Raw genomic sequence first — 19,660 nt, 5'->3', positions numbered from 1 at the left:
GACCCATGACAATTTACGTATATTAACTTATGGAGCGTAGCTCATTATTAGCGGGCTAGGCAATATTGTATTTATATTTCTATAGGTTGACCTGAAAACTCTAGGTAATTTCAATCTGTTATTTATTTGGCAAACTAAAAAGGGAGCACCTTTTCAGGTACTCCCTTTCAATTGTCGCAGCCTACAGGCTCTATCAGACGCTTGCGTGCGCTCTTTGCCGGCGACGCCGCATAACGACGCCATACTGCGGAGCAAACAACATGGCAAGCACCTGCTGCAGACCAGCGACAACCGCAATCATACCGGCTGCGGACACGGAGAATTCATAGCCAAGCAAGCCCGGACCGAACGCTGCCAGCAAGTAGCCAAACAGGCCAGCGGACAGGGATGCGATGCCAGAGATGAAGAGCTGAACTTTCAGGTTATCTGTCAGCATGCGAGCCGTTGCTGCCGGGCAGATAAACATAGCAATCACAAGGATTGACCCCACAGCTGTAAATGCAGCAACAGCAGCGATTGCCACCATGACAATGAGTGAAAGGCCAAGCCATTTAGGCGAAAAGCCCAGGCTTGCAGAGAGCAACGGGTCAAAGCTGGAGATCTTCAACTCTTTGAAGAACAGCACGATAAACACGATCACCAGCATGTTAACAACAAACAGCTGCTTGATGCTTTCCGGCAAGGTCATGAGCACCTGCCAGTTCCACAGGTCTGAGAGGGAATAGGCATCCAGCCAGATTGCACTTTCCAGATTGCCGTAGAGCGCGTGTTCCACATCCAGATGGACGCCAGCGGTTCCGGTTTGCTCCAGAATGACTACACCTGCTGCGAACATGGTGGTGAACACCACGCCCATGGCTGCCCCCGGCTCCACATTGCCGATACGCCGGATAAGTTCAATCAAGAGGACTGCGAAGATTGCTGCTCCCCCTGCTCCGAGCATCATGGCCCAGGAGCTGGTCTCATGGGTGAACAGGAAACCGATCACGATACCTGGCAGAACCACGTGGGAGATTGCATCGCCCATGAGTGCTTGCTTGCGCAGAACGAGGAAGTTGCCGAGAAGACCGCAGGCGAGTGCTGCCAGAGATCCGAGCAGGATGCTTGGGAGGTCAAATTGCAGGAAAATATCCATTAGACTGCTCCTCCTCTGCTTGTTTCACCACCACGCACAACATGCGGGCTTAGTTCCTGTTCCAACACTCTGACTGTATCAGCCGGCAAAACTTCTCCGATTGGCTTCAGAGACCAGTCTGCCAGTGCATGGGATTCTTCTGGGTGCATTTCGCGGTAGAGGTTCCAGAGCTTCTGGTCCCGCTCAATGAGGCGAGCTTCAGACTGGCCTTTGACCGTTGGTTGACCGTCACCGCCCATGAAACCACCACGACGGAGGATGGAGCGGGTGAGAGGTTCCAGCACTGGTTCATCGTGTGCGATGGCAAGCAAACCCTGACGCAAGTGCACGATGCGTTGGAAACGATAGTGCTTGAGCGCTGCTGCCAGAATGCCTCTGACAGGCGAGATAAGCAGGGAAACTACAAAGAAACTGAAGAGCACCAGCACGATCAAACCGCCTGTTGGCATGTTTGGTGCACTGGCTGAGAGAGCAGCTCCAATGTAGCTTCCCGAGGCGCCAATACCTGCGGCAATGGCAACCAACACCGGCACGCGGTCTGTCCAGAAACGGGCAGCCACAGGTGGGATGATTGCCAAAGCAATAATGAGAACGAGGCCGACTGTTTTAAGGCCGATCACCACAATGCCCAGCAAAAGCAGAAGCAGTGTGCGGTCCAGCCAACGCACGTTGTAGCCACAGGCTGCTGCAAAGCTTTCATCAAAGCACAGCAGTGAGAATTCTTTCATGCGCAGCACAACGGCAAGGCCAACGAGAGCTGCTGCCACTGAGATGGTCAGCGCTTCAGACTTGAGCATGCCGGAGGTTGCACCAAGCAGGAAGCCTTCCAGACCCGCCTGCCCTGCAATGGACATGGACTGGATGATCGTTAGCAGTACCATACCCACGGCGAAGAAGGTGGAGAGTACGGTGCCGATGGCGGCATCTTCTGTGAGGCGGGTGTGGGTTTTGATCCAATCCACAGCCAGAACGCCGATACCAGCAGACAAGGCCGCGCCAAACAGGAGCACTGGCAGGGAGCGACCAGAGTCAAAGTAAACCTGTGCGATGATGAAGGCGAGCGCGACGCCGGGAAGTGTTGCGTGACTGACGGCGTCCGAGATCAGTGTCCGCTTTCTGAGCAAAACAAAGACACCGATGGCACCACTGGCCGCCCCCAGAAGGGCTGCGCCAATGCAAACCAGCGCTGTGTTGTAGCCTGCAGACAAAGTAAGGGCGGCAAAGAACTGTTCCATGACGTTGCCTTACGCGTTTGAGGCTTCAGAGAGACCATCCAGCTGGGTGCTGGCAAGGCGTCCGCCATACGCTTTTTGCAGGTTCTCGGCGGTGAAGGTTGTTTCCACCGGGCCGTCTGCCACGTGCTGCCCATTGAGCAGCAGGATGTGGGAGTAGTAATCACGCACGGTTTCAAGATCGTGGTGCACCACAAGAACGGTCTTGCCATCTGCTACCAGTTGGCGGAGCACGGCCACGATTGCTTTTTCTGTCGCAGCATCCACACCGGCGAACGGTTCGTCCATGAGATAGACTTCAGAATCCTGCGCCAAAGCTCTTGCAAGGAACACACGCTGTTGCTGGCCACCGGAGAGCTGACCGATCTGTCTGTTTGCAAAATCCTGCATGCCAACAGACTTCAGGCAGTCCATCGCCTTTTGGCGGTGTTTACGGGATGGCCAGCGGAACCAACCGATTTGGCCGTAAAGGCCCATCAACACAACATCGATGGCGGTTGCCGGAAAATCCCAATCTACGGCAGAACGCTGCGGAACGTAGGCGATGCGCTTCAGTGACTTTTCGATTGGCGCACCAAACACTTTGGTGTCGCCGGAGAGTTTCGGGATCAGGCCAAGAGCTGCTTTCAGGAATGTGGACTTGCCAGCGCCATTGGGGCCGATGATGGCTGTCAGGCATCCCTTTGGAGCTGAGTACGACACGCCCCAAAGCACAGGTTTGTGGTGGTAAGCGACCGTCATGCCCTGCACGGTGAACGGCAGGTCCTGCGGGTTCACAGTTTTTGAGCTGTCGGTGTCATGCAACAAGTGCAGACCGGAGGAACTTCTATCATGCATCTTAGTGACCTGCTCCAAGTTTACCCTGCATACCCTGAGCAGGTGCTTCTCCACCCAGAGCGCGTGTAATCGAGGTCATGTTGTGGTCGATCATACCGATATACGTTCCTTCATAGGTATTGGACTGGCCCATCGCATCTGAGAAGAGCTCGCCGCCGACCTCGACCTTGTGGCCTTTGGCTGCGGCACCTTCGACCAGCGCACGTATGTTTCGCTCTGATACTGACGATTCAACAAACACTGCTGTGACTTTGCGGTCGACGAGAAGGTCAACCAATGTCTCAATCCGCTGCAAACCAGCTTCTGAGTTAGTGGAGATGCCCTGAATGCCAACCACTTCCAGATTGAAGTCGCGGCCAAGGTAGGTGAACGCATCATGCGCGGTTACAAGAACACGGCGCTCCTGAGGTACCGTCTGGAGGATCTTATCGCCATAATTTGCGAGCTCTTGCACCTGCGCCAGATAGGCTGCTGCGTTGTCGCGATAGTCCTGCTCATTTTCAGGGTCCATGGAGACGAAGGCTTCGGTCACACCATTGATCGCGCCTTGCCAAAGGGTCGGGCTCATCCAGACGTGAGGGTCATAGCGACCAGCGTATGCGGTTGAACCTTCCAGCTTGGCAGAGTCGATGGTTTCACCGATGAAAAAGACAGGCTTACGTTTTTGAAGCTTCAGCAGCAGATCTTCCATCTGCGCTTCCAGAAACAAACCGTTTGCGAAAATCGCATCTGCGCGGCCCATCTTCACCACGTCAGAGCGGGTCTGGCGGTAGGAGTGTGGATCAATACCTGTTCCCATCAGCGCTTCCACAGTGACGTTGTCACCGCCAACGGCACGCACAGCGTCAGCAACCATGCCCACTGTGGCAACCGCATTGATCGGAGCCTTTGCAAGTGCCGCTGACAGGCTGGAAAAGCCTGCGAGAACCATCACTGTCACTGCAAACACAGCAGCTTTGAAGTAGCGCATAAAATCCAACTTTCTAAAACGACTAGAGCAAACTTTCCGGCTCTTCATCTTTCGCAGTTCTCCGACCCAGCCACTTTGTTCCTGGCCAATATCTTCGCCCTGAGCTCTTTAAATAAAGATACCATCAGAATTTCTGCGGGCATCCTGTTTCTTCCTGCAGTCTAGTTGCAACTCATTCTTAATTGCAATATAAAAATGAAAGTTTCTGAAAATTGGTATCTTGCCCCCTCTTTGATGAACTGTGGGACGTGAGCAGAAAGTCGACCATCAATCAGGCCTAGTTGCCATTGCCTCTTATTTGCCAAAGGCTTATTTATAAGAGCAATGGGAGAGACCTGACATGAGCAAGATGGACTTCAATCGCGAATTTGATGCACGACACGGTGAGCTTGTTGCGATCACCAATGAGCTGTCGCGCGTAACCTGCAATAACCCGAGTGCCCTAACGTTTGCAGGAACTAACACTTTCCTTGTTGGTAAAAACGAGGTTGTTATCATCGATCCGGGCCCGATGGATCTGGAGCATCTGGATGCTTTGATGAAGGCCATTGATGGCCGACCCGTGAAGGCCATTCTCGTCAGCCATACCCATGTGGATCACTCTCCACTTGCCGGCCCTTTGAAGGAAAAAACGGGTGCTCCTGTGATGGGGTGCGGGCCTCACAAACGAGCAGTTTCATTTGCTGATATGGCCGAAACGCCCATGGATGCGAGCTCTCAGAAGGACTTTGCGCCCGACGACGAGCTGGAAGATGGCGCCAAAATCTCTGTTGATGGTGTGACAATTGAAGTGGTTGCGACGCCGGGACACACAGAGAATCACCTGTCTTTCGCCCTTCCTGAGCAAGGTGTGATGCTGCCCGGTGATCACGTGATGGCCTGGTCTACAACCATTGTGGCACCACCAGACGGGTCCATGAACGCTTATATGAAGTCGCTGGACAAGCTCATGGCGCGCAGTGAAACCCGCTATTTCCCGTCCCATGGCGGCGAGGTAAACAACCCGAAGGTCTTTCTCCCCCAGCTGAAGCAGCATCGTCAGATGCGCTCCGATGCTATTCTTGAGCGTTTGCGTGCGGGGGATGATGAGGTCATGACCATGGTGAAAGCCATTTACACAGACGTGGACCCAAAGCTGCATGGGGCAGCGGCGCTCAATGTTCTTGCACAACTGGATGATCTCATCGCTCAAGGGGTTGTCATGTGCGATGCGAAGGTTACACTCTCCGCAAAATTCACGTTGCGTGAGCTGACATAGCTCAGCTTACACACTGTCAGGACACCCCAGAGAAACCGATCTCTCCAACACTTAGAGACGTAATGACCAGTATTTTTGACCAGAAGATCGATCGCAGAAACACTCATTCTCTTAAATGGGATGAGATGGAAAGTCGCTATGGCATCAGTCCTGATGACGGTTTGCCGATGTGGGTTGCAGATATGGATTTCCGCCCCCCACAAGCCGTGAACGACATGGTTGCCCGTGCTGCAGAGCACGGCATTAACGGCTATTACGGCAATGATGCGCCTTACAAAGAGGCTGTCATTTCCTGGATGAAGCGTCGTCATCAGTTCGATGTCTCTCCAGACTGGATCACAACAGTGCCGGGTGTTGTGGCTGGTTACTCCATGGCTATTCAGGCGTTTTCTGAGGAAGGTGATGGCGTCCTGGTGTTCTCACCAGTTTACCACGCGTTTGGCCGTGCCGTTCGCGACAACAACCGCCGCCTTGTAGAAAGCCAGCTGATTGAGCGCGATGGCGCTTATTACATGGACTTCGACAATCTGGCTGATCAGGTTGATGAACGCACCAAGATCCTGTTGCTGTGCAGCCCTCACAACCCGGGTGGCCGTGTTTGGACTGCAGAGGAACTGACCCGCATTTGCGAGTTCTGCCTTGAGCACAACATCTTGATCATCTCTGATGAGATCCACCACGATCTCATTCTGGATGGCTCCAAGCATGTGGTCACCTCGACCTTGTCTGAGGCGATTGCAGAGCGGACGATTACATTTACATCTGCCTCCAAGACCTTCAATCTGGCCGGTTTTGCGACAGCTGCGTGCATCATCAGCAACAAAGAGCTGCGTGATCAAATCCGCAAGGTCTTTACTGCTTGTGGAGTTCACGCCACCCCGCTCGGTTCACAAGCCACAACTGAGGCTTACAACCATGGTGATGAGTGGCTCACTGAGGCTTGCGATTACATTGCGGCTAATCAAGAGCTGCTGATTGAGGGGCTGGAAGCTGCTATCCCCGGCGCTAAAGTGATGCGCATGGCGAGCACCTACTTGCAGTGGGTCGATTTTAAAAATGTTGACCTGCCGTTTGATGAGATCGTTGCTCGAATCCAGAAGCAGGCGAAGGTCGCCGTCAACATCGGCAGCACGTTTGGAAAAGGTGGAGAAACGTTCCTGCGGTTCAATCTGGCCTGTCCAAAATCGACTGTCGAAGAGGCTATCAAACGTTTGGAAGGTGTTTTTACAGATCTTCGCATCCAAACAAATGCTTGATTTCAAAGATATATTTTGAGTTATCAAAGATACGCCCATTTCTGGGCGTATTTTTTTGTGAGGTCGTGACAATTATCACACACATATGCTATTAAATGAGTCATATTGAATTTATAGAGTTCAACGGCTTCCCCGGCTTCAGAACTCTCAGAGTTTCGCGATAGCCTTAAAGCGGTACTCGTTGTTCACGCAAGCTTTCATAACCAGTGCTTCCCCGGCGCTGGTTATGTCGTTTCTGGGCCTGCTTTTATCTCCGGATCATACTCCACACCAAACTGGTAGCAGCTCCTTTGACAGGTGCAGGCAGTTTACTGTGCAGGCTTTTGTGAGGGAATTGGCGCGGTCCCACGCTCTTTCAACATGGATGCAATTGAAGGTGGCAGTTCTAGCGGAGCTTCCAGCAGTGGCACGCTCTCTGAGATTTTTATCCGAGGCGGCTCTTCGGCCTCGTCCTGCAGGACCAGCTCTTGCTCTTCAACCCGGGCTGTGATGCCGTAGTTTTGCAAGAGCACCTTATCCAGACTTGCCAGAAACCCTCTTATACGGCGGGCATTAGTGCCAAAATCATGGCTGCCGAAACGGGACGCAGAGCGGATATCCAAAAGTGTACCTACTCTATCGGGCTGGATGCGAATAGCGACATCATCCTTCAAAGAGAAGTATGGCATGCGTGCTTCCATGAGCAGGTAGGTGGGCTCATCCGGGAAACCCGCGGGCAACTCGTAAATCACTTTCCACCCCATGCTGGAGGCGACGCTGGAAACAGCGTTGTGCAGCTCAGGAGGAGGCAGGCGGAACCGGCGTGGGACGATGTCTGGATAGCTGGCCTTTTGCATGAGCTGCTTGTCCTGCCCGATTTCATCATCAATACGATCTCCTGCAATCAGCGCAGGCGGCTCATCCATATCTGTTGAGACATCATTGAGTGGCGGGGACAGGTAGAGTCCCAGTGTGGCGATGAAAAGCGGGGCGAGGACGATGGCACCATAAAACGTGCCCAGAAAGCTGTTGCCAAACCCTTTGCCGCCGTTGTTCCACAGATCAACCACGGCCATGGCGGCCAGCACAATGGCAGCAGCCCCCATGAAAAAGCCGATCACGAAGAGAACGAGCAGCACCTCTGTGTTGAACAACTCGAAGTAATGGCCAGCAACGGAGAGAATAAGAAACGGAATCGCAATTGCGCCGATACGACGACTGCGCAAGGCAGTGCGGGAATGTCTTGAGGGCAATTGCAGGGTCATTCTATCCCACTCTCTTCAATCTGCAGCTCAGAGTTCAACGTAACCATTCGGCATGAAGGTTACAGCTCTTTACTTTACGATACCAGATACTAGCAGTTCAGAATTACCGAGGGTTGAATACTGCTATTATTTTCGCGCAGATTTTGAGAGAGGGAGTTGCGGCGGATGAACCGCCGCATTCGGGAGGCAATATTAAGCAGCAGCGCCCTCAGCTGCTGTCTTCAGACCAACCAGATCGATAAGATCGGTCAGGCTGTCGAGCAGGTGATCACAGTGGTCCTTCAGCTCTTCAGCGGTCAAAGCGCCGGTTGTTACGGCGACCCGCACCATGCCTGCGTTTTGGGCTGCATGCATGTCGTGAAGGCTGTCACCCACCATGGCGATGTGCCGAGGCTCGATACCTGTGTGCTCTGCAAATCCAAAAAGCTGGCCCGGTTCTGGTTTTTCACCATGTCCGCTGTCGTAGCCCACAACGAAGGTGAAGTAGTCGAAAATGCCAAGGCGCTTCAGCTGCGCAACGGCGCTTGCTTCTGTGCCATTTGTCGCCAGACCGATCGGCAAACCAGCCGCAGCCAGAGCCTTGATTGATGATGCTGTATCATCAAATGCTGCAACACAGTCTGCAGCATGGTCCAGAATAAGGTCTTCAATACGATCCAGAAACGCGCGGTTGAACTCAACACCAAGATGATTGGCCCATGGCTCGCTGTAACCGCTTGGTGGATTAGTCAGAATTGGGCTACCCGGTTGGCAGGCACAGCTGGCGTAATCAAACTTCACGAGATGGCCTAGCTCAGTGGCCAGTTTCAGATTTCCATCTGCCAGATCCATCAGAACATGTTGGAGCACCGTGCCCCATGTCCTATTGAAATCAATGAGAGTTCCATCGCGATCAAACAGTACGGCGCGCACGTTCATTGTCATTTTCCTTCAGCGCATTTGACGGCTTATATGGGAGACCGTCTTCGGGCGATTACCCGAGCAGAATAGTTCTTATGCAAGCGGCTCAATCTACGCACTTATACAGAGTATTACGAGCACCAATCACTATGAGCGATGCTAATCAATCGGCCACAAGCTTCCTGGCACACTAAATACACAGTTTTTTGTCAGTTTCGCAGTCTGGGAAATCGCGGCCAAATGTCACTCAAAATAGCCTGATACATTAATGGTTTAGTCGCGATAATTTTAACTAGCTCACAACCTGATATCCTATCCTTTTGTATAATAATAATAATTTCCAGAAAGGCCGCTGAGCAATTAGTTAACGTCATGTTTCATGCATTCAAATTGCTGAGTTTATTGGGAAATTCCCCCCTCGAAATTAGATTGGCTTTTTTAGTTTTTTTGGCGCTAACATATTCATGCCCGATTTGAGTATCACTCCTGCATATGAGCTGACGCTTATATCGGGTTATCCGGCTACTCATTCTGGATAAGCATCACGATTTCTGCAACACAACTTGTCCCAAGGGGACGGACTAAAATGGCCTTCGGAACGACTGAGCAACAAAAGAAAAACGCTAAACCTGATCTGGACAAACTTTATCGTCCAGTGGGCATTCAGGCTGTCAATGCTGCGAACTGCTGTAACGGCAAGCAGAAAGAGGCATATCAGCCTAAGGTTCAGGAAGAATATCCTCTTCCGACGGACTGATGCGTCAGGGCTACAAATCAGAGATTCCAGCTTGTTTTTCAAGAACCGAATTGCTTGATTATGTATTCCAATCACATTGATGACTACTTCAATGCGTAAGCCACGCCTTATTAGGGCATGGCTTTACAGAGACTTGATGGCCTAAACGGGCATCTGGTTATCTGAGCAAAAAAGGCGACCCGCAGGATTGCGAGCCGCCTTATTTCTTGCCGAGCCTGTAGAAGCATCAACCGTTATGTCTTCTGCATGACGATCCCACGGCCCTGCCCCATATCTAATTTTGCTTTCAATAGCGGCTCATGTTCTAGCGCTGATAAATGACCAGGCGCACCATGTTTGTGATGCGCTCTGCCTTCATCTGAAATGCATTATGGATACAGGCGTACCTTATCCCACTGGTCTTCTGCACTGTCTCTTTTGAAGACAAATCTGTCATGCAGGCGGAAGGCACGATCGTGCCAGAATTCGATTTCCAATGGTTGCAAAATGCAACCGCTCCAATACCCAGGACGCGGAATATCACCAACAGCATATTTAGCAGCGTATTTGGCAACTTCTTTTTCAAGCGCGAAGCGGCTTTCCAATGGGCGGGATTGTTTGGACGCCCACGCACCAATGCGGCTTTTTCGTGGCCGTGAGTTGTAGTATTCGTCAGCCTGGTCTTCAGTTACGTGGATAACATTGCCACGTACCCGGACTTGCCTTCGCAAGCTTTTCCAGTGAAAACACAAAGCAACCTTAGGGTGAGCAAGAATTTCGCGGCCTTTTGTGCTTTCAAAGTTTGTATAAAACACAAAACCCTGTGGACTGTAACCTTTAAGGAGTAACATCCGTACATTGGGCATGCCATTCTCATCTACAGTCGCAACTGACATGGCATTAGGATCATTGGGCTCGCTCTTTTCTGCAAGCGCAAGCCATTCACCAAATAGTTGAAAAGGAACCTCTACGCTTTCAGAGTAACTATTTGTAAACTTTTCTTCCAGATTTTGGATGTCACCATTCATAGTTAATAGTCCCTTTAGGATCCTCACACTGTGGATGAACCGGAATTCGTTAAAACAACGGATTCAACCTGAGGCTCTAGTAGTAATATGGCAGTTTTGTATAGCAAGAAAACCCATTTACGCCAGTCGTGTTTTGTCTCGGCTGCGCTCTTGCTGACACTTCCTGCCTGCACTCAAATGTCCATATCTGTGAACAACAGTGAGTATCAAGAACCTCTGAACCTGACAGAGGCAGTTGATACCAAGCAAAAGGTCGCGGATAGCGAGATTCATCGCACCGACCGTACGGTTATTACGAATACCATTGAGGAAGCTCTGAACGAGAGCGGGCAAACCAAGCACCGGTTTGCACCTATGGCCTGGACCAATCCTGTCAGCGGCAATAGCGGCACAATCACCTCTCTCATGTCTGTTGATAAAACAGAAAGCATTGCGGGTTGTACCGATTTTGTGACCAGCGCGAACACTGTTGGCGGCATCAGAGCCTATCAGGGGCGCAGCTGCCCGGATACCAATCGTAAAATGAAGATTGTCCAGCTTGCTCCGTTCCAAACCGATGCAACAGTCACTGAATAACTCTTCCTCGCTTCAGTTTCGCAAATGCGACGTGGCCTACTAGATTAAAACCACAGAAATACTCACGTCTGATTAGCTAAGTTCGGCTACGGCTGCTTGCGCCCCATCGAACTCAAGGTTATGTAATGGGTGAGTTATAAACTGCCCTTATTTCAATTTGATGGATGACGATGAGAGATCCCTATTCTGTTCTTGGTGTTAGCAAAAATGCCAGTGAGGCAGAGATCAAGAAAGCGTTTCGCAAACTGGCCAAACAGTTCCACCCAGACCAGAATGCAGACAATCCAAAGGCTAAGGAGCGCTTCTCTGAAGCGAACCAAGCCTATGAAATTTTGGGCGACAAAGATAAGCGCGGACAGTTTGATCGCGGTGAGATAGACGCGGATGGCAAACCCAAGTTTTATGGCGGCCCGGGTGGCGGCGGTGGCTTCGAAGGTTTCCGGAATTCAGGGCGTCGTGGTGGTTTCCGGTTTGAGCAGGGCTTTGGCGAAGGCCACGGCGGTGCCGGCGGCCCTCAGGATGCTGGCGGTTTTGACGATATCCTCAATGATATTCTTGGTGGCTTTGGCGGCGGCAAACGCCGCAGCGCAGGCGGTGGAGAATCTCATTTCCATGCTGGCCCTACCAAGGGAGCTGATGCCAACCTCATTGCGCGGGTGACACTTGAAGACCTTGCCCACCATGGCAAGGTTCAGGTGAAACTGCCAAGCGGCAAGACTGTGAATGTAAAAATTCCGGCTGGCACGCAGAGCGGCGACAAGATCCGCCTGAAAGGGCAAGGTTTTGCTTCTGCCAAGAGTGGTCAGGCTGGGGATGCGCTGGTGGAAGTTCGCATTTCTACACACAAGCTCTTCAAAGTGGATGGAGAGGATGTTCGTGTTGATGTCCCCCTCACCCTTTATGAAGCCGTTCTTGGTGGCAAAGTACGCATTCCAACTCTCAGCGGTGCGGTTAACCTGACAATTCCTGCCAACACCAGCAGCGGAAAGACCATGCGCCTGAAAGGCAAGGGTCTGCCGAAGAAAGAAGGTGGCCATGGCGATCTTCTTGTTGGGCTTGAGATTGTCCTGCCAGAACAGACAGATGAAGAACTTGAAAATCTGATGCGCGTCTGGAAAGAAGTTAAGCCGTATTCGGCACGCGGCCCAGAGTTCGACTGATCATTGCCAATGAGAAAGGCGGGTTACCCCGCCTTTTATTTTGCTACGCTTTGAATTTCTCAGAAGCAGAGTGCCACAACAATCAGAGCTAAGCTTCGATTGCAGCCAGACTGACTGGCGCTACGCTGTCATCTGGAACAAAGAAATCTGGTTGCAGATTCACTTTCGGATTCACGCGGTACTTGTCAAAATCGGTCATACCGTTTTCCGCCAGCAATGTATCATCAATGAAGAAGTTGCCAGTGGTGTCTGCTGCCGGTTTTGTGAAGATCAGATGCGCCGCATCTGCCAGAATGTCTGGCGTCCGGCTTGCCTGAACCATCATATCGCCGCCAAGCAGATTCTGAACAGCAGCCGTGGCAATGGTCGTGCGCGGCCAAAGAGCGTTTACAGCAATCTTCTTAGAGCGCAGTTCTCCGGCAAGTCCCAGTACAACAAGGCTCATGCCGTACTTGGCAATGGAGTACGGTGTATGGTTCTTAAACCACTTCTCCTGCATATCCAGCGGCGGAGAAAGCATCATGATATGCGGGTTTTCTGCTTCTTTCAGATACGGGATTGCCAGCTTAGAGCAGAGTAAGGTGCCACGCGTGTTGATCTGATGCATGAGGTCAAAGCGCTTCATGTCGATTTTCTGAACCGGTGTCAGGTTGATCGCACTGGCATTGTTGACCACAATATCGATGCCACCGAACTTTTCAGCAGCCGCCTTCATTGCATTCTCAACGCTCTCTTCGCTTCGCACATCAACCACGAGCGGGAGCGCCTGACCTCCGGCATCCTCAATCTCTTTGGCTGCTGTGTAGATCGTTCCTTCCAGCTTAGGATGCGGTTCTGCCGTTTTTGCAGCGATCACAATGTTCGCACCATCTTGTGCTGCCCGCTTACCAATCGCGAGGCCAATTCCACGAGATGCACCGGTAATGAACAGTGTTTTACCCTTCAGACTTCCCATGTTTCCCCCAAATTCCTGAATTGAGATGCGGTGCTGAACACCGCATCTGAACGAGTTAAGCTTTGCTCATGAACTTCATGAAGGCTTCGCGGGCCTCATCAGACTTGAGCAGTTCAGCAAAGAGGCCGATTTCTTCAAAAATGCGCTTTTCAAGCGGCTCACGCTTGCCACGCAGCAGCTCTCTGGAAATGCGCAGGGCGTTTTGAGGCTTGGATGCAACCTTCTGCGCGATCGCAAGCACACGGTCTTCCAGCTCATCAGGAGAGACCACGTGATTGACGAAGCCTGCTTCCTTTGCCATTTCGGCCGTGAAGCTCTCACCCAGAGCCAGCAGTTCGAACGCCTTGTGGTAGCCCATTGTCTCTGGGCCGATCAGCGTTGAGCCCGCTTCAGGAATGATGCCAAGATCGGTGAACGGCGTTTTGAAGAGCGCGTTTTCTGTCGCAAACACCATGTCGAAGTGGAACAACATGGTGGTGCCCACGCCGATCGCAGGACCATCAATGCCTGCGATTACAGGTCTGGATGGCTCATGAAGTGCGCCGAGGAATTTGCCAACTCCGCCAGCTTCCAGGCCTTCGCCTGACATTGCTGCCTTGAGGAAATCTGCGATGTCGTTGCCTGCGGTGAATACGCCTGGGCGGCCAAGCATGACATGGCAGCGGATGCTTTCGTCTTCTGTCTTCAACGCATCTGCCATATCCATGTACATGGCCTGTGTCAGTGCGTTTTTCTTTTCTACGCGGTCCATGCGGATGATCTGGACTGCGCCGTCCCGTTCAATACTGATCATGTGTCCCTCCCAAACTGATTGGTGAGGCCTGTTCAGCCTCACCTTTTAAATACGGTTGACTGCCTCTTGGATCAGGCAAGTTCAGCAGCGTCGAATGCAAGGATTGCTTCAGCTGCGCGTGTTACGTCGTCTTTCAGCGGTGCGCTCTCACCCAGAACAGTTTCCGCAAAGCTGCGCGCCATCAGGTAGCGTGGCTTCTTCAACGTCTCTGGTGCATCCCTGGATGCCAGAGCACCTTTTGCCAGTAAGCCAGCGCCCAGAGTGATGCCTGCCAAACGCAGATATGGTGTCGCACCTGCAAGCGCTTCCGGGATTTTCCCGTCAGCCTGTGCGCTCAACATCCATTCGGTGGCGGTTTCCAGATCAGCAACAGCTGCATCCAGCTTGGCACCAAGATCACCCAGTTCACCGGTGTTGTCTGCGTTTACACTTGCAGCGATCTCTTTGATCTCAGCGATGAGGCTGCGGACCTGATCACCACCAGACATTGGCAGCTTGCGCATCACCAGATCGATGGACTGAATGCCGTTGGTGCCTTCATAGATCGGAGCGATGCGCGCATCACGCAGATGTTGGGCTGCGCCGGTTTCTTCAATGAAGCCCATGCCGCCGTGGATCTGGATACCAAGAGAGGCCACATCGACACCAAAGTCGGTGGAGAGGGCTTTTGCAATTGGTGTGAGCAAGCCAGCACGCTCTGACCAGAACTTCTTCTGATCTGCATCCGGCGCGACTTTCGCCATATCCAGTGCATGTGCGCAGGCGTAACAGATTGCACGGGCAACCTGCGTCTGAGACTTCATGGAGAGAAGTGTACGCTTAATATCCGGATGAACTGCGATCGGATCCATACCATCGGCCTTAGATCCGATACCGCGGCCCTGCTTGCGATCCAGTGAGAACGCCAGAGACTCCTGGAAGGCACGCTCTGCGATGCCGAGACCCTGCACACCCACTGCAAGGCGGGCGTTGTTCATCATGGTGAACATGCAGGCGAGGCCTCTATTTTCTTCGCCAATGAGCCAACCGATTGCACCGCCCTTATCGCCAAAAGACATAGTGCAGGTTGGAGAGCCGTGGATACCGAGCTTGTGCTCCACACCAGCTACGGTCACGTCGTTCTTCTCGCCAAGGCTGCCATCGTCATTGACGAAATACTTTGGCACTGCAAACAGTGAGATGCCACGTGTTCCAGCAGGCGCGTCCGGCAAGCGAGCCAGCACCAGATGGATCACGTTGTCTGTCATGTCATGGTCACCATAAGTGATGAAGATCTTCTGGCCAGAGATTTTGTAGGACCCGTCTCCCACAGGCTCTGCTTTGGCACGCAGAGCGTTCAGGTCTGAGCCAGCCTGTGGCTCAGTCAGGTTCATTGTGCCTGTCCACTCGCCGCTAATGAGTTTTTCGAGGTACTTTGCTTTGAGTTCCGGGGAGCCGTGTTTCTCGATAGCCTCTACAGCGCCTGTGGTGAGTGTTGGGCACAAGGTAAAAGCCATGCTGCCCGCATTCCACATTTCGAACACGGCGACGTGGAGCATGTTTGGAAGGCCCTGCCCTCCATACTCCGGATCACCTGTCAGCGCGCTCCAGCCGCCCTGACGCCAACTGGTGTAAGCCTCTTTCCAGCCCGGTGAGGTTTTGACGCTTCCATCGATCAATTGTGCCGGATTTTCATCTCCAACCCTATTGAGAGGCGCGATCTCTTCCTCGGCAAACTTTGCGGCCTCACCCAGGATAGCTTCGATCAAATCATCCGAAAGCTCTTCCTGTCCCGGCTGCGCCTGAAGCTGTCCTAAACCTGCTACTTCTTTCAGCGTGAATACAATTTCACTCAGTGGTGCACGATACATTTTGTTTTCCTCCCCTTCTAAGGCCGCCTGCCTTCCATATAGGGCCAGCAAACCGTCTTAGAGATGTATTTATGCGTAGTCCGCGCCGACAGCTGGCGGTCACTCCTCGGAAATACGCGTATATTTGCGCATACTCTCATCCGAAAACCAACGCTCACGTCTCGGGAATACGCTATAGCGACTTGACGAATTGGCTTTTGCCCATCAAAAGGCCGCTACAGAATTTTTCCTGTTTGGGACAGTAGTGTGATTAACCTATACGTCAAGCATCCCTTAGAGGCAGGTAGCCCCCTACATTCGTCTTAGTAAGAAAGAAAAGGTATGAAACTCTGGCGCTTACACCCATCTGACACCCAGTTGGAAGACACGCAAATTTTTCAGGATATTTGCGATGCGCTGAGCGATGGGAAACTCGTCGCGATACCTACTGAGACGGTATATGGATTGGCTGCAGATGCAACCAATGGCAAAGCCTGTGCGAGTATATATGAGGCGAAAGGGCGTCCAAGTTTCAACCCCTTAATTTCTCATATAGACAGTCTGGAAGCAGCACAAACCCACGCTTTTTTTGATGACCGTGCTCTCAAACTGGCCGAAGCCTTCTGGCCGGGGCCGTTGACTCTTGTGTTGCCGAAGCGGCCAACCAGCCCGGTCTCTGATCTTGCTGTGGCGGGTCTTGAGACAATCGCACTTCGGGTGCCTCGCTCCGATGTGATGCGGGCATTGTGCAAGCATACCGGGCGCCCGCTGGCGGCACCTTCGGCCAACCTTTCCGGGCGGATCAGCGGCACGACTGCAGAAGATGTTATCAACGATCTTAAAGATCACTTGTCTTACCTCATCGATTCCGGGGCGACCTCTGTAGGTGTTGAATCAACAATCGTCTCGCTTGTGGGGGAACGCCCAACACTTCTGCGACCGGGTGGTCTGGCCCGTGAAGACATTGAAGCTGTGCTTGGTGAAACACTTGTGCGTGCGGGAACAGACGACAGCGCCCCAATGGCACCCGGGATGCTGACATCCCACTACGCTCCCAACTCCCACATTCGCCTGAATGCAGAGGATGTGGCGGAAGGGGAAGCGTTGATTACCTTTGGTGCTAATCTGCCCAAAGGCTCCGATAAAGCTGCCAAGCTGGTTCCTCTCAGCGACTCAGAAGATCTGACCGAGGCTGCTGCACGCTTGTTTACTGCATTGCGTCAGGCCGACCTTGGAGAAAACGGAAAAATTGCAGTCATGCCAATCCCTCATCATGGACTGGGGGAAGCTATTAATGACCGGCTTGCCCGTGCTGCTGCTCCCCGCGATTAAACGCTGTTCAGAACGCCGAAAACAGACCGCGCTTTGCCTTCTTCTTTGCATTTACCCAAGATCTCTCTGCCGCAACCCGTTGAGAGCACAGGATAACTACCCCTGAATACTTTGGGCTTATTGTAGAATTCCTTGTATTTATGCAACACCTAAAGAATAGGTGTTAACCTTTTCTCTTTCCGCTCAGTATGAATTCAAGGAGTGGGGGAATAATCAGCGTGCAAATTTAAATAATTAGCCCAATATTACAGTCATGTATTTCTTAGAGATGCAGCGGACCTCCCCCACGAGCAACACAGATTGCTCGCACCTTTAATCCGGGGTTGCGTGTTATACACGCACTCCGGATTTTTCTTGTCTTACTCACGGGACAGCTGGGCATTCCACGCAGGCATAACCACTGAGATTTATCGGCACCTCATCCCAATTACCGAGATAAACTGGAGGGGTGTACAATTGACAGACTGCTCGGCAATGTGGACTTGTATATGTAATTCGCCCAATTTTTCACAGGATTGGATTTAGGTGCCATCACACTAGAGTAAGTGTGCTCACTTCACGCTCCAACTTCGCTACTGGAACGAGCTCTAAAATTGGCTGTGTACCTGACTTCATTTTTAACGGGTTCAATATCTTGAGTACTTTGCTGCTGCACCATCAGGCTTTTTTAAATCATCTTACTCCGCTTGGTCATCCAGAACGTCCCGACCGTTTGCGGGCTATTGATCGTATGCTTGAGAACGAAAGGTTCTTCATGCTGGATCGCGATATTGCGCCATTCGGAACGTTTCAGGATATTGCCCGGGTTCACAGCTCTGACTACATCAACTCCATCCACAACATGAATCCTGAAGAGGGGCTCATCGATTTTGCGCCAGACACCAATCTGTCTCCGGGCAGCTGGGAGGCGGCGATGCGAGCTGTGGGCGGCTCAACACGCTGTGTGGATGAGGTGATGAGTAAACGCGTTTCCAACGCTTTTGCGGCATGCCGGCCTCCAGGACACCATGCGGAGTCAGCTCTTACCTCTGGTTTTTGCCTGTTTAACAATGCGGCAATTGCAGCCCGCTATGCACAGGACGTTTATGGGCTTGAGCGTGTGGCGATCATGGATTTTGACGTTCACCACGGAAACGGCACTCAGGAAATCTTCTGGAACGACCCAACAGTGATGTACACCTCCACTCACCAAATGCCGCTGTTTCCGGGCACCGGTGCCGTGAATGAAACGGGTGAGCACAACAACATTGTCAACGCCCCACTCACGGCAGGCGATGATGGAACTCAGTTCCGCGAGGCCCTTGATTACGCGATTTTGCCGCGTATCCGTGAATTCTCACCGGATCTGATTATTATCTCCGCGGGCTTTGATGCTCATGAACGTGATCCACTTGGCGGCCTGCGCCTCACAGAGCTGGACTTTGCGTGGGCGACCCGCAAACTCATCGAAATTGCGGATGATTGCTGTCAGGGACGTGTCGTTTCGCTTTTAGAAGGTGGGTATGATCTGGAAGGTCTTGCGCGATCTGCCGCCGCTCATGTAATGACATTGATGGATTACTAATTGGGAGTGCACCTACTCCCGACTGAGCGAGGACAGTTTGGTGACAGAAGAAGCAGCCGGTTCCATTGAAAACCTTTCCTTTGAGCAAGCATTAGCTGAGCTGGAAACCATTGTTCGCAATCTGGAGCAAGGCAACGTGCCTCTGGAAAAGAGCATTGAGCTTTATGCTCGGGGAGAAGCCTTGCGTGAAAAGTGCGATGGCTTGCTCAAAGCTGCTGAAGAGAAGGTAGAAAAAATCCAGATGAACACATCTGGAAACGCAGTTGGCACAGAAGCACTGGACGAGCAATAAATTCAGCCAATATGGAATAGAAATTCTAGTTCTAAACACAATAACTAGAATTCTCTCTCTAGTACACGCGTTCATTTTTTCAACAGACCCCGCCATGAGCGGGGTTTTTGTTTGCGCCTGATTCAACAGGAACACTGTTTTACTTAAATGATAAAAATTTCGTGATAATTTATTATTTAGCCTACTAAATAAAATTGGACAAAAACTATTGAGCACATAACACACCTGTTATTCTAGTGAGCCGATAAGTTTTAATTGGAACAATACTTAACCGGAGATATTTCACAGAATATTATTTCAAGACAGAGAATACAAAGCACTGGATAGATCGTATAACCGACCGGACGGTCTAGTTTAAATCGACAAGTATTCTTCATTTATCGCCGGATATTGGTATAGGCAAAAAAAAGGGGGCTACGAAAACCGTAGCCCCAAGTCGATCACTGTGCACGTGGCCCCATCGACCACACATTCGACATAGGACGTTTCGTCGCAGATTGCATCACCCCATGGGGTGACAAAAGCGCAATTAATACTAGCAAATGAAAAAAAATACGTTCTCA

18 protein-coding genes are annotated in these 19,660 nt (G+C 51.7%); 8 read left to right on the top strand and 10 right to left on the bottom strand.

The features are described 5' to 3' along the window. Positions 1 to 193 precede the first annotated feature (193 nt). The 4 genes from PsAD13_RS08835 to PsAD13_RS08820 are packed head-to-tail and all read right to left on the bottom strand — an operon-like array spanning position 194 to position 4,174. The gene (locus PsAD13_RS08835) at positions 194 to 1,135 is read right to left on the bottom strand and encodes a metal ABC transporter permease (RefSeq protein ID WP_063317897.1); all 942 of its coding nucleotides are present in this window, start codon (positions 1,133 to 1,135) and stop codon (positions 194 to 196) included. Further along, positions 1,135 to 2,370 carry a metal ABC transporter permease gene (locus tag PsAD13_RS08830; protein ID WP_063295582.1) on the bottom strand — a complete coding sequence of 412 codons (1,236 nt, stop codon included), beginning with the start codon at positions 2,368 to 2,370 and terminating at the stop codon, positions 1,135 to 1,137. Before PsAD13_RS08830 ends, PsAD13_RS08835 begins: the two co-directional genes overlap by 1 nt. 9 nt (positions 2,371 to 2,379) lie before the next feature. Then, positions 2,380 to 3,204, bottom strand: a complete 825-nt coding sequence (locus PsAD13_RS08825; RefSeq protein ID WP_063317896.1) for a metal ABC transporter ATP-binding protein — start codon at positions 3,202 to 3,204, stop codon at positions 2,380 to 2,382. Between the two features lies 1 nt (position 3,205). Next, positions 3,206 to 4,174 carry a zinc ABC transporter substrate-binding protein gene (locus tag PsAD13_RS08820; protein WP_057464903.1) on the bottom strand — a complete coding sequence of 323 codons (969 nt, stop codon included), beginning with the start codon at positions 4,172 to 4,174 and terminating at the stop codon, positions 3,206 to 3,208. A gap of 340 nt (positions 4,175 to 4,514) precedes the next feature. Between PsAD13_RS08820 and PsAD13_RS08815 the strand changes: the two genes are divergently transcribed. Further along, a complete protein-coding gene (locus tag PsAD13_RS08815) occupies positions 4,515 to 5,432 on the top strand; it encodes an MBL fold metallo-hydrolase (RefSeq protein WP_063317895.1) in 918 nt (305 codons plus the stop codon). 62 nt (positions 5,433 to 5,494) lie between these two features. After that, positions 5,495 to 6,688 (top strand): MalY/PatB family protein, encoded by a 1,194-nt coding sequence (locus PsAD13_RS08810; protein WP_063317894.1) that lies wholly within the window; start codon positions 5,495 to 5,497, stop codon positions 6,686 to 6,688. Between the two features lie 308 nt (positions 6,689 to 6,996). Here the strand turns inward: PsAD13_RS08810 and PsAD13_RS08805 are convergent, their stop codons facing one another. Next, a complete protein-coding gene (locus PsAD13_RS08805; RefSeq protein ID WP_063317893.1) occupies positions 6,997 to 7,932 on the bottom strand; it encodes a DUF1499 domain-containing protein in 936 nt (311 codons plus the stop codon). 192 nt (positions 7,933 to 8,124) lie between these two features. Next, complete coding sequence (locus PsAD13_RS08800; RefSeq protein WP_208981735.1) at positions 8,125 to 8,850, bottom strand: HAD family hydrolase; 726 nt, start codon at positions 8,848 to 8,850, stop codon at positions 8,125 to 8,127. A gap of 568 nt (positions 8,851 to 9,418) precedes the next feature. On the opposite strand from PsAD13_RS08800, the gene PsAD13_RS27775 reads away from it, so the two are divergent. Next, positions 9,419 to 9,589, top strand: coding sequence for a hypothetical protein (locus PsAD13_RS27775; protein WP_167550269.1), 171 nt, complete (start codon positions 9,419 to 9,421; stop codon positions 9,587 to 9,589). A 368-nt stretch (positions 9,590 to 9,957) separates the two neighbouring features. Here the strand turns inward: PsAD13_RS27775 and pdxH are convergent, their stop codons facing one another. Continuing rightward, positions 9,958 to 10,575 carry a pyridoxamine 5'-phosphate oxidase gene (gene pdxH / locus PsAD13_RS08795; protein ID WP_193757733.1) on the bottom strand — a complete coding sequence of 206 codons (618 nt, stop codon included), beginning with the start codon at positions 10,573 to 10,575 and terminating at the stop codon, positions 9,958 to 9,960. 108 nt (positions 10,576 to 10,683) lie between these two features. Between pdxH and PsAD13_RS08790 the strand changes: the two genes are divergently transcribed. Together PsAD13_RS08790 and PsAD13_RS08785 are read left to right on the top strand one after the other, a co-directional pair. Continuing rightward, complete coding sequence (locus PsAD13_RS08790) at positions 10,684 to 11,172, top strand: RT0821/Lpp0805 family surface protein (protein WP_063317892.1); 489 nt, start codon at positions 10,684 to 10,686, stop codon at positions 11,170 to 11,172. Positions 11,173 to 11,342: 170 nt separating this feature from the next. Then, complete coding sequence (locus PsAD13_RS08785; protein WP_063302392.1) at positions 11,343 to 12,332, top strand: J domain-containing protein; 990 nt, start codon at positions 11,343 to 11,345, stop codon at positions 12,330 to 12,332. Positions 12,333 to 12,420: 88 nt separating this feature from the next. Here the strand turns inward: PsAD13_RS08785 and PsAD13_RS08780 are convergent, their stop codons facing one another. The 3 genes from PsAD13_RS08780 to PsAD13_RS08770 all read right to left on the bottom strand — a co-directional run bounded on the left by PsAD13_RS08780 (position 12,421) and on the right by PsAD13_RS08770 (position 15,930). After that, a complete protein-coding gene (locus PsAD13_RS08780) occupies positions 12,421 to 13,287 on the bottom strand; it encodes an NAD(P)-dependent oxidoreductase (protein ID WP_057464897.1) in 867 nt (288 codons plus the stop codon). A gap of 55 nt (positions 13,288 to 13,342) precedes the next feature. Then, entirely contained in the window at positions 13,343 to 14,080 is a 738-nt protein-coding gene (locus PsAD13_RS08775) for a crotonase/enoyl-CoA hydratase family protein (RefSeq protein ID WP_057464896.1), read from the bottom strand. Positions 14,081 to 14,151: 71 nt separating this feature from the next. Next, positions 14,152 to 15,930 (bottom strand): acyl-CoA dehydrogenase, encoded by a 1,779-nt coding sequence (locus tag PsAD13_RS08770; protein ID WP_063317891.1) that lies wholly within the window; start codon positions 15,928 to 15,930, stop codon positions 14,152 to 14,154. A gap of 321 nt (positions 15,931 to 16,251) precedes the next feature. Between PsAD13_RS08770 and PsAD13_RS08765 the strand changes: the two genes are divergently transcribed. The 3 genes from PsAD13_RS08765 (at position 16,252) to PsAD13_RS08755 (ending at position 19,097) form a co-directional block, all read left to right on the top strand. Beyond that, entirely contained in the window at positions 16,252 to 17,241 is a 990-nt protein-coding gene (locus PsAD13_RS08765; protein WP_063317890.1) for an L-threonylcarbamoyladenylate synthase, read from the top strand. Positions 17,242 to 17,884: 643 nt separating this feature from the next. Beyond that, positions 17,885 to 18,805: a histone deacetylase family protein gene (locus tag PsAD13_RS08760; protein ID WP_057465023.1), complete on the top strand. Its 921-nt coding sequence runs from the start codon at positions 17,885 to 17,887 to the stop codon at positions 18,803 to 18,805. 40 nt (positions 18,806 to 18,845) lie between these two features. After that, positions 18,846 to 19,097, top strand: a complete 252-nt coding sequence (locus PsAD13_RS08755; RefSeq protein ID WP_057465022.1) for an exodeoxyribonuclease VII small subunit — start codon at positions 18,846 to 18,848, stop codon at positions 19,095 to 19,097. The last annotated feature ends 563 nt before the right edge of the window (positions 19,098 to 19,660 follow it).

This window comes from Pseudovibrio sp. Ad13, from assembly GCF_001623225.1.
Classification (GTDB): domain Bacteria; phylum Pseudomonadota; class Alphaproteobacteria; order Rhizobiales; family Stappiaceae; genus Pseudovibrio.
The sequence above is the reverse complement of the archived record's forward strand: the minus strand, read 5'-3'. Positions and strand labels throughout refer to the sequence as shown.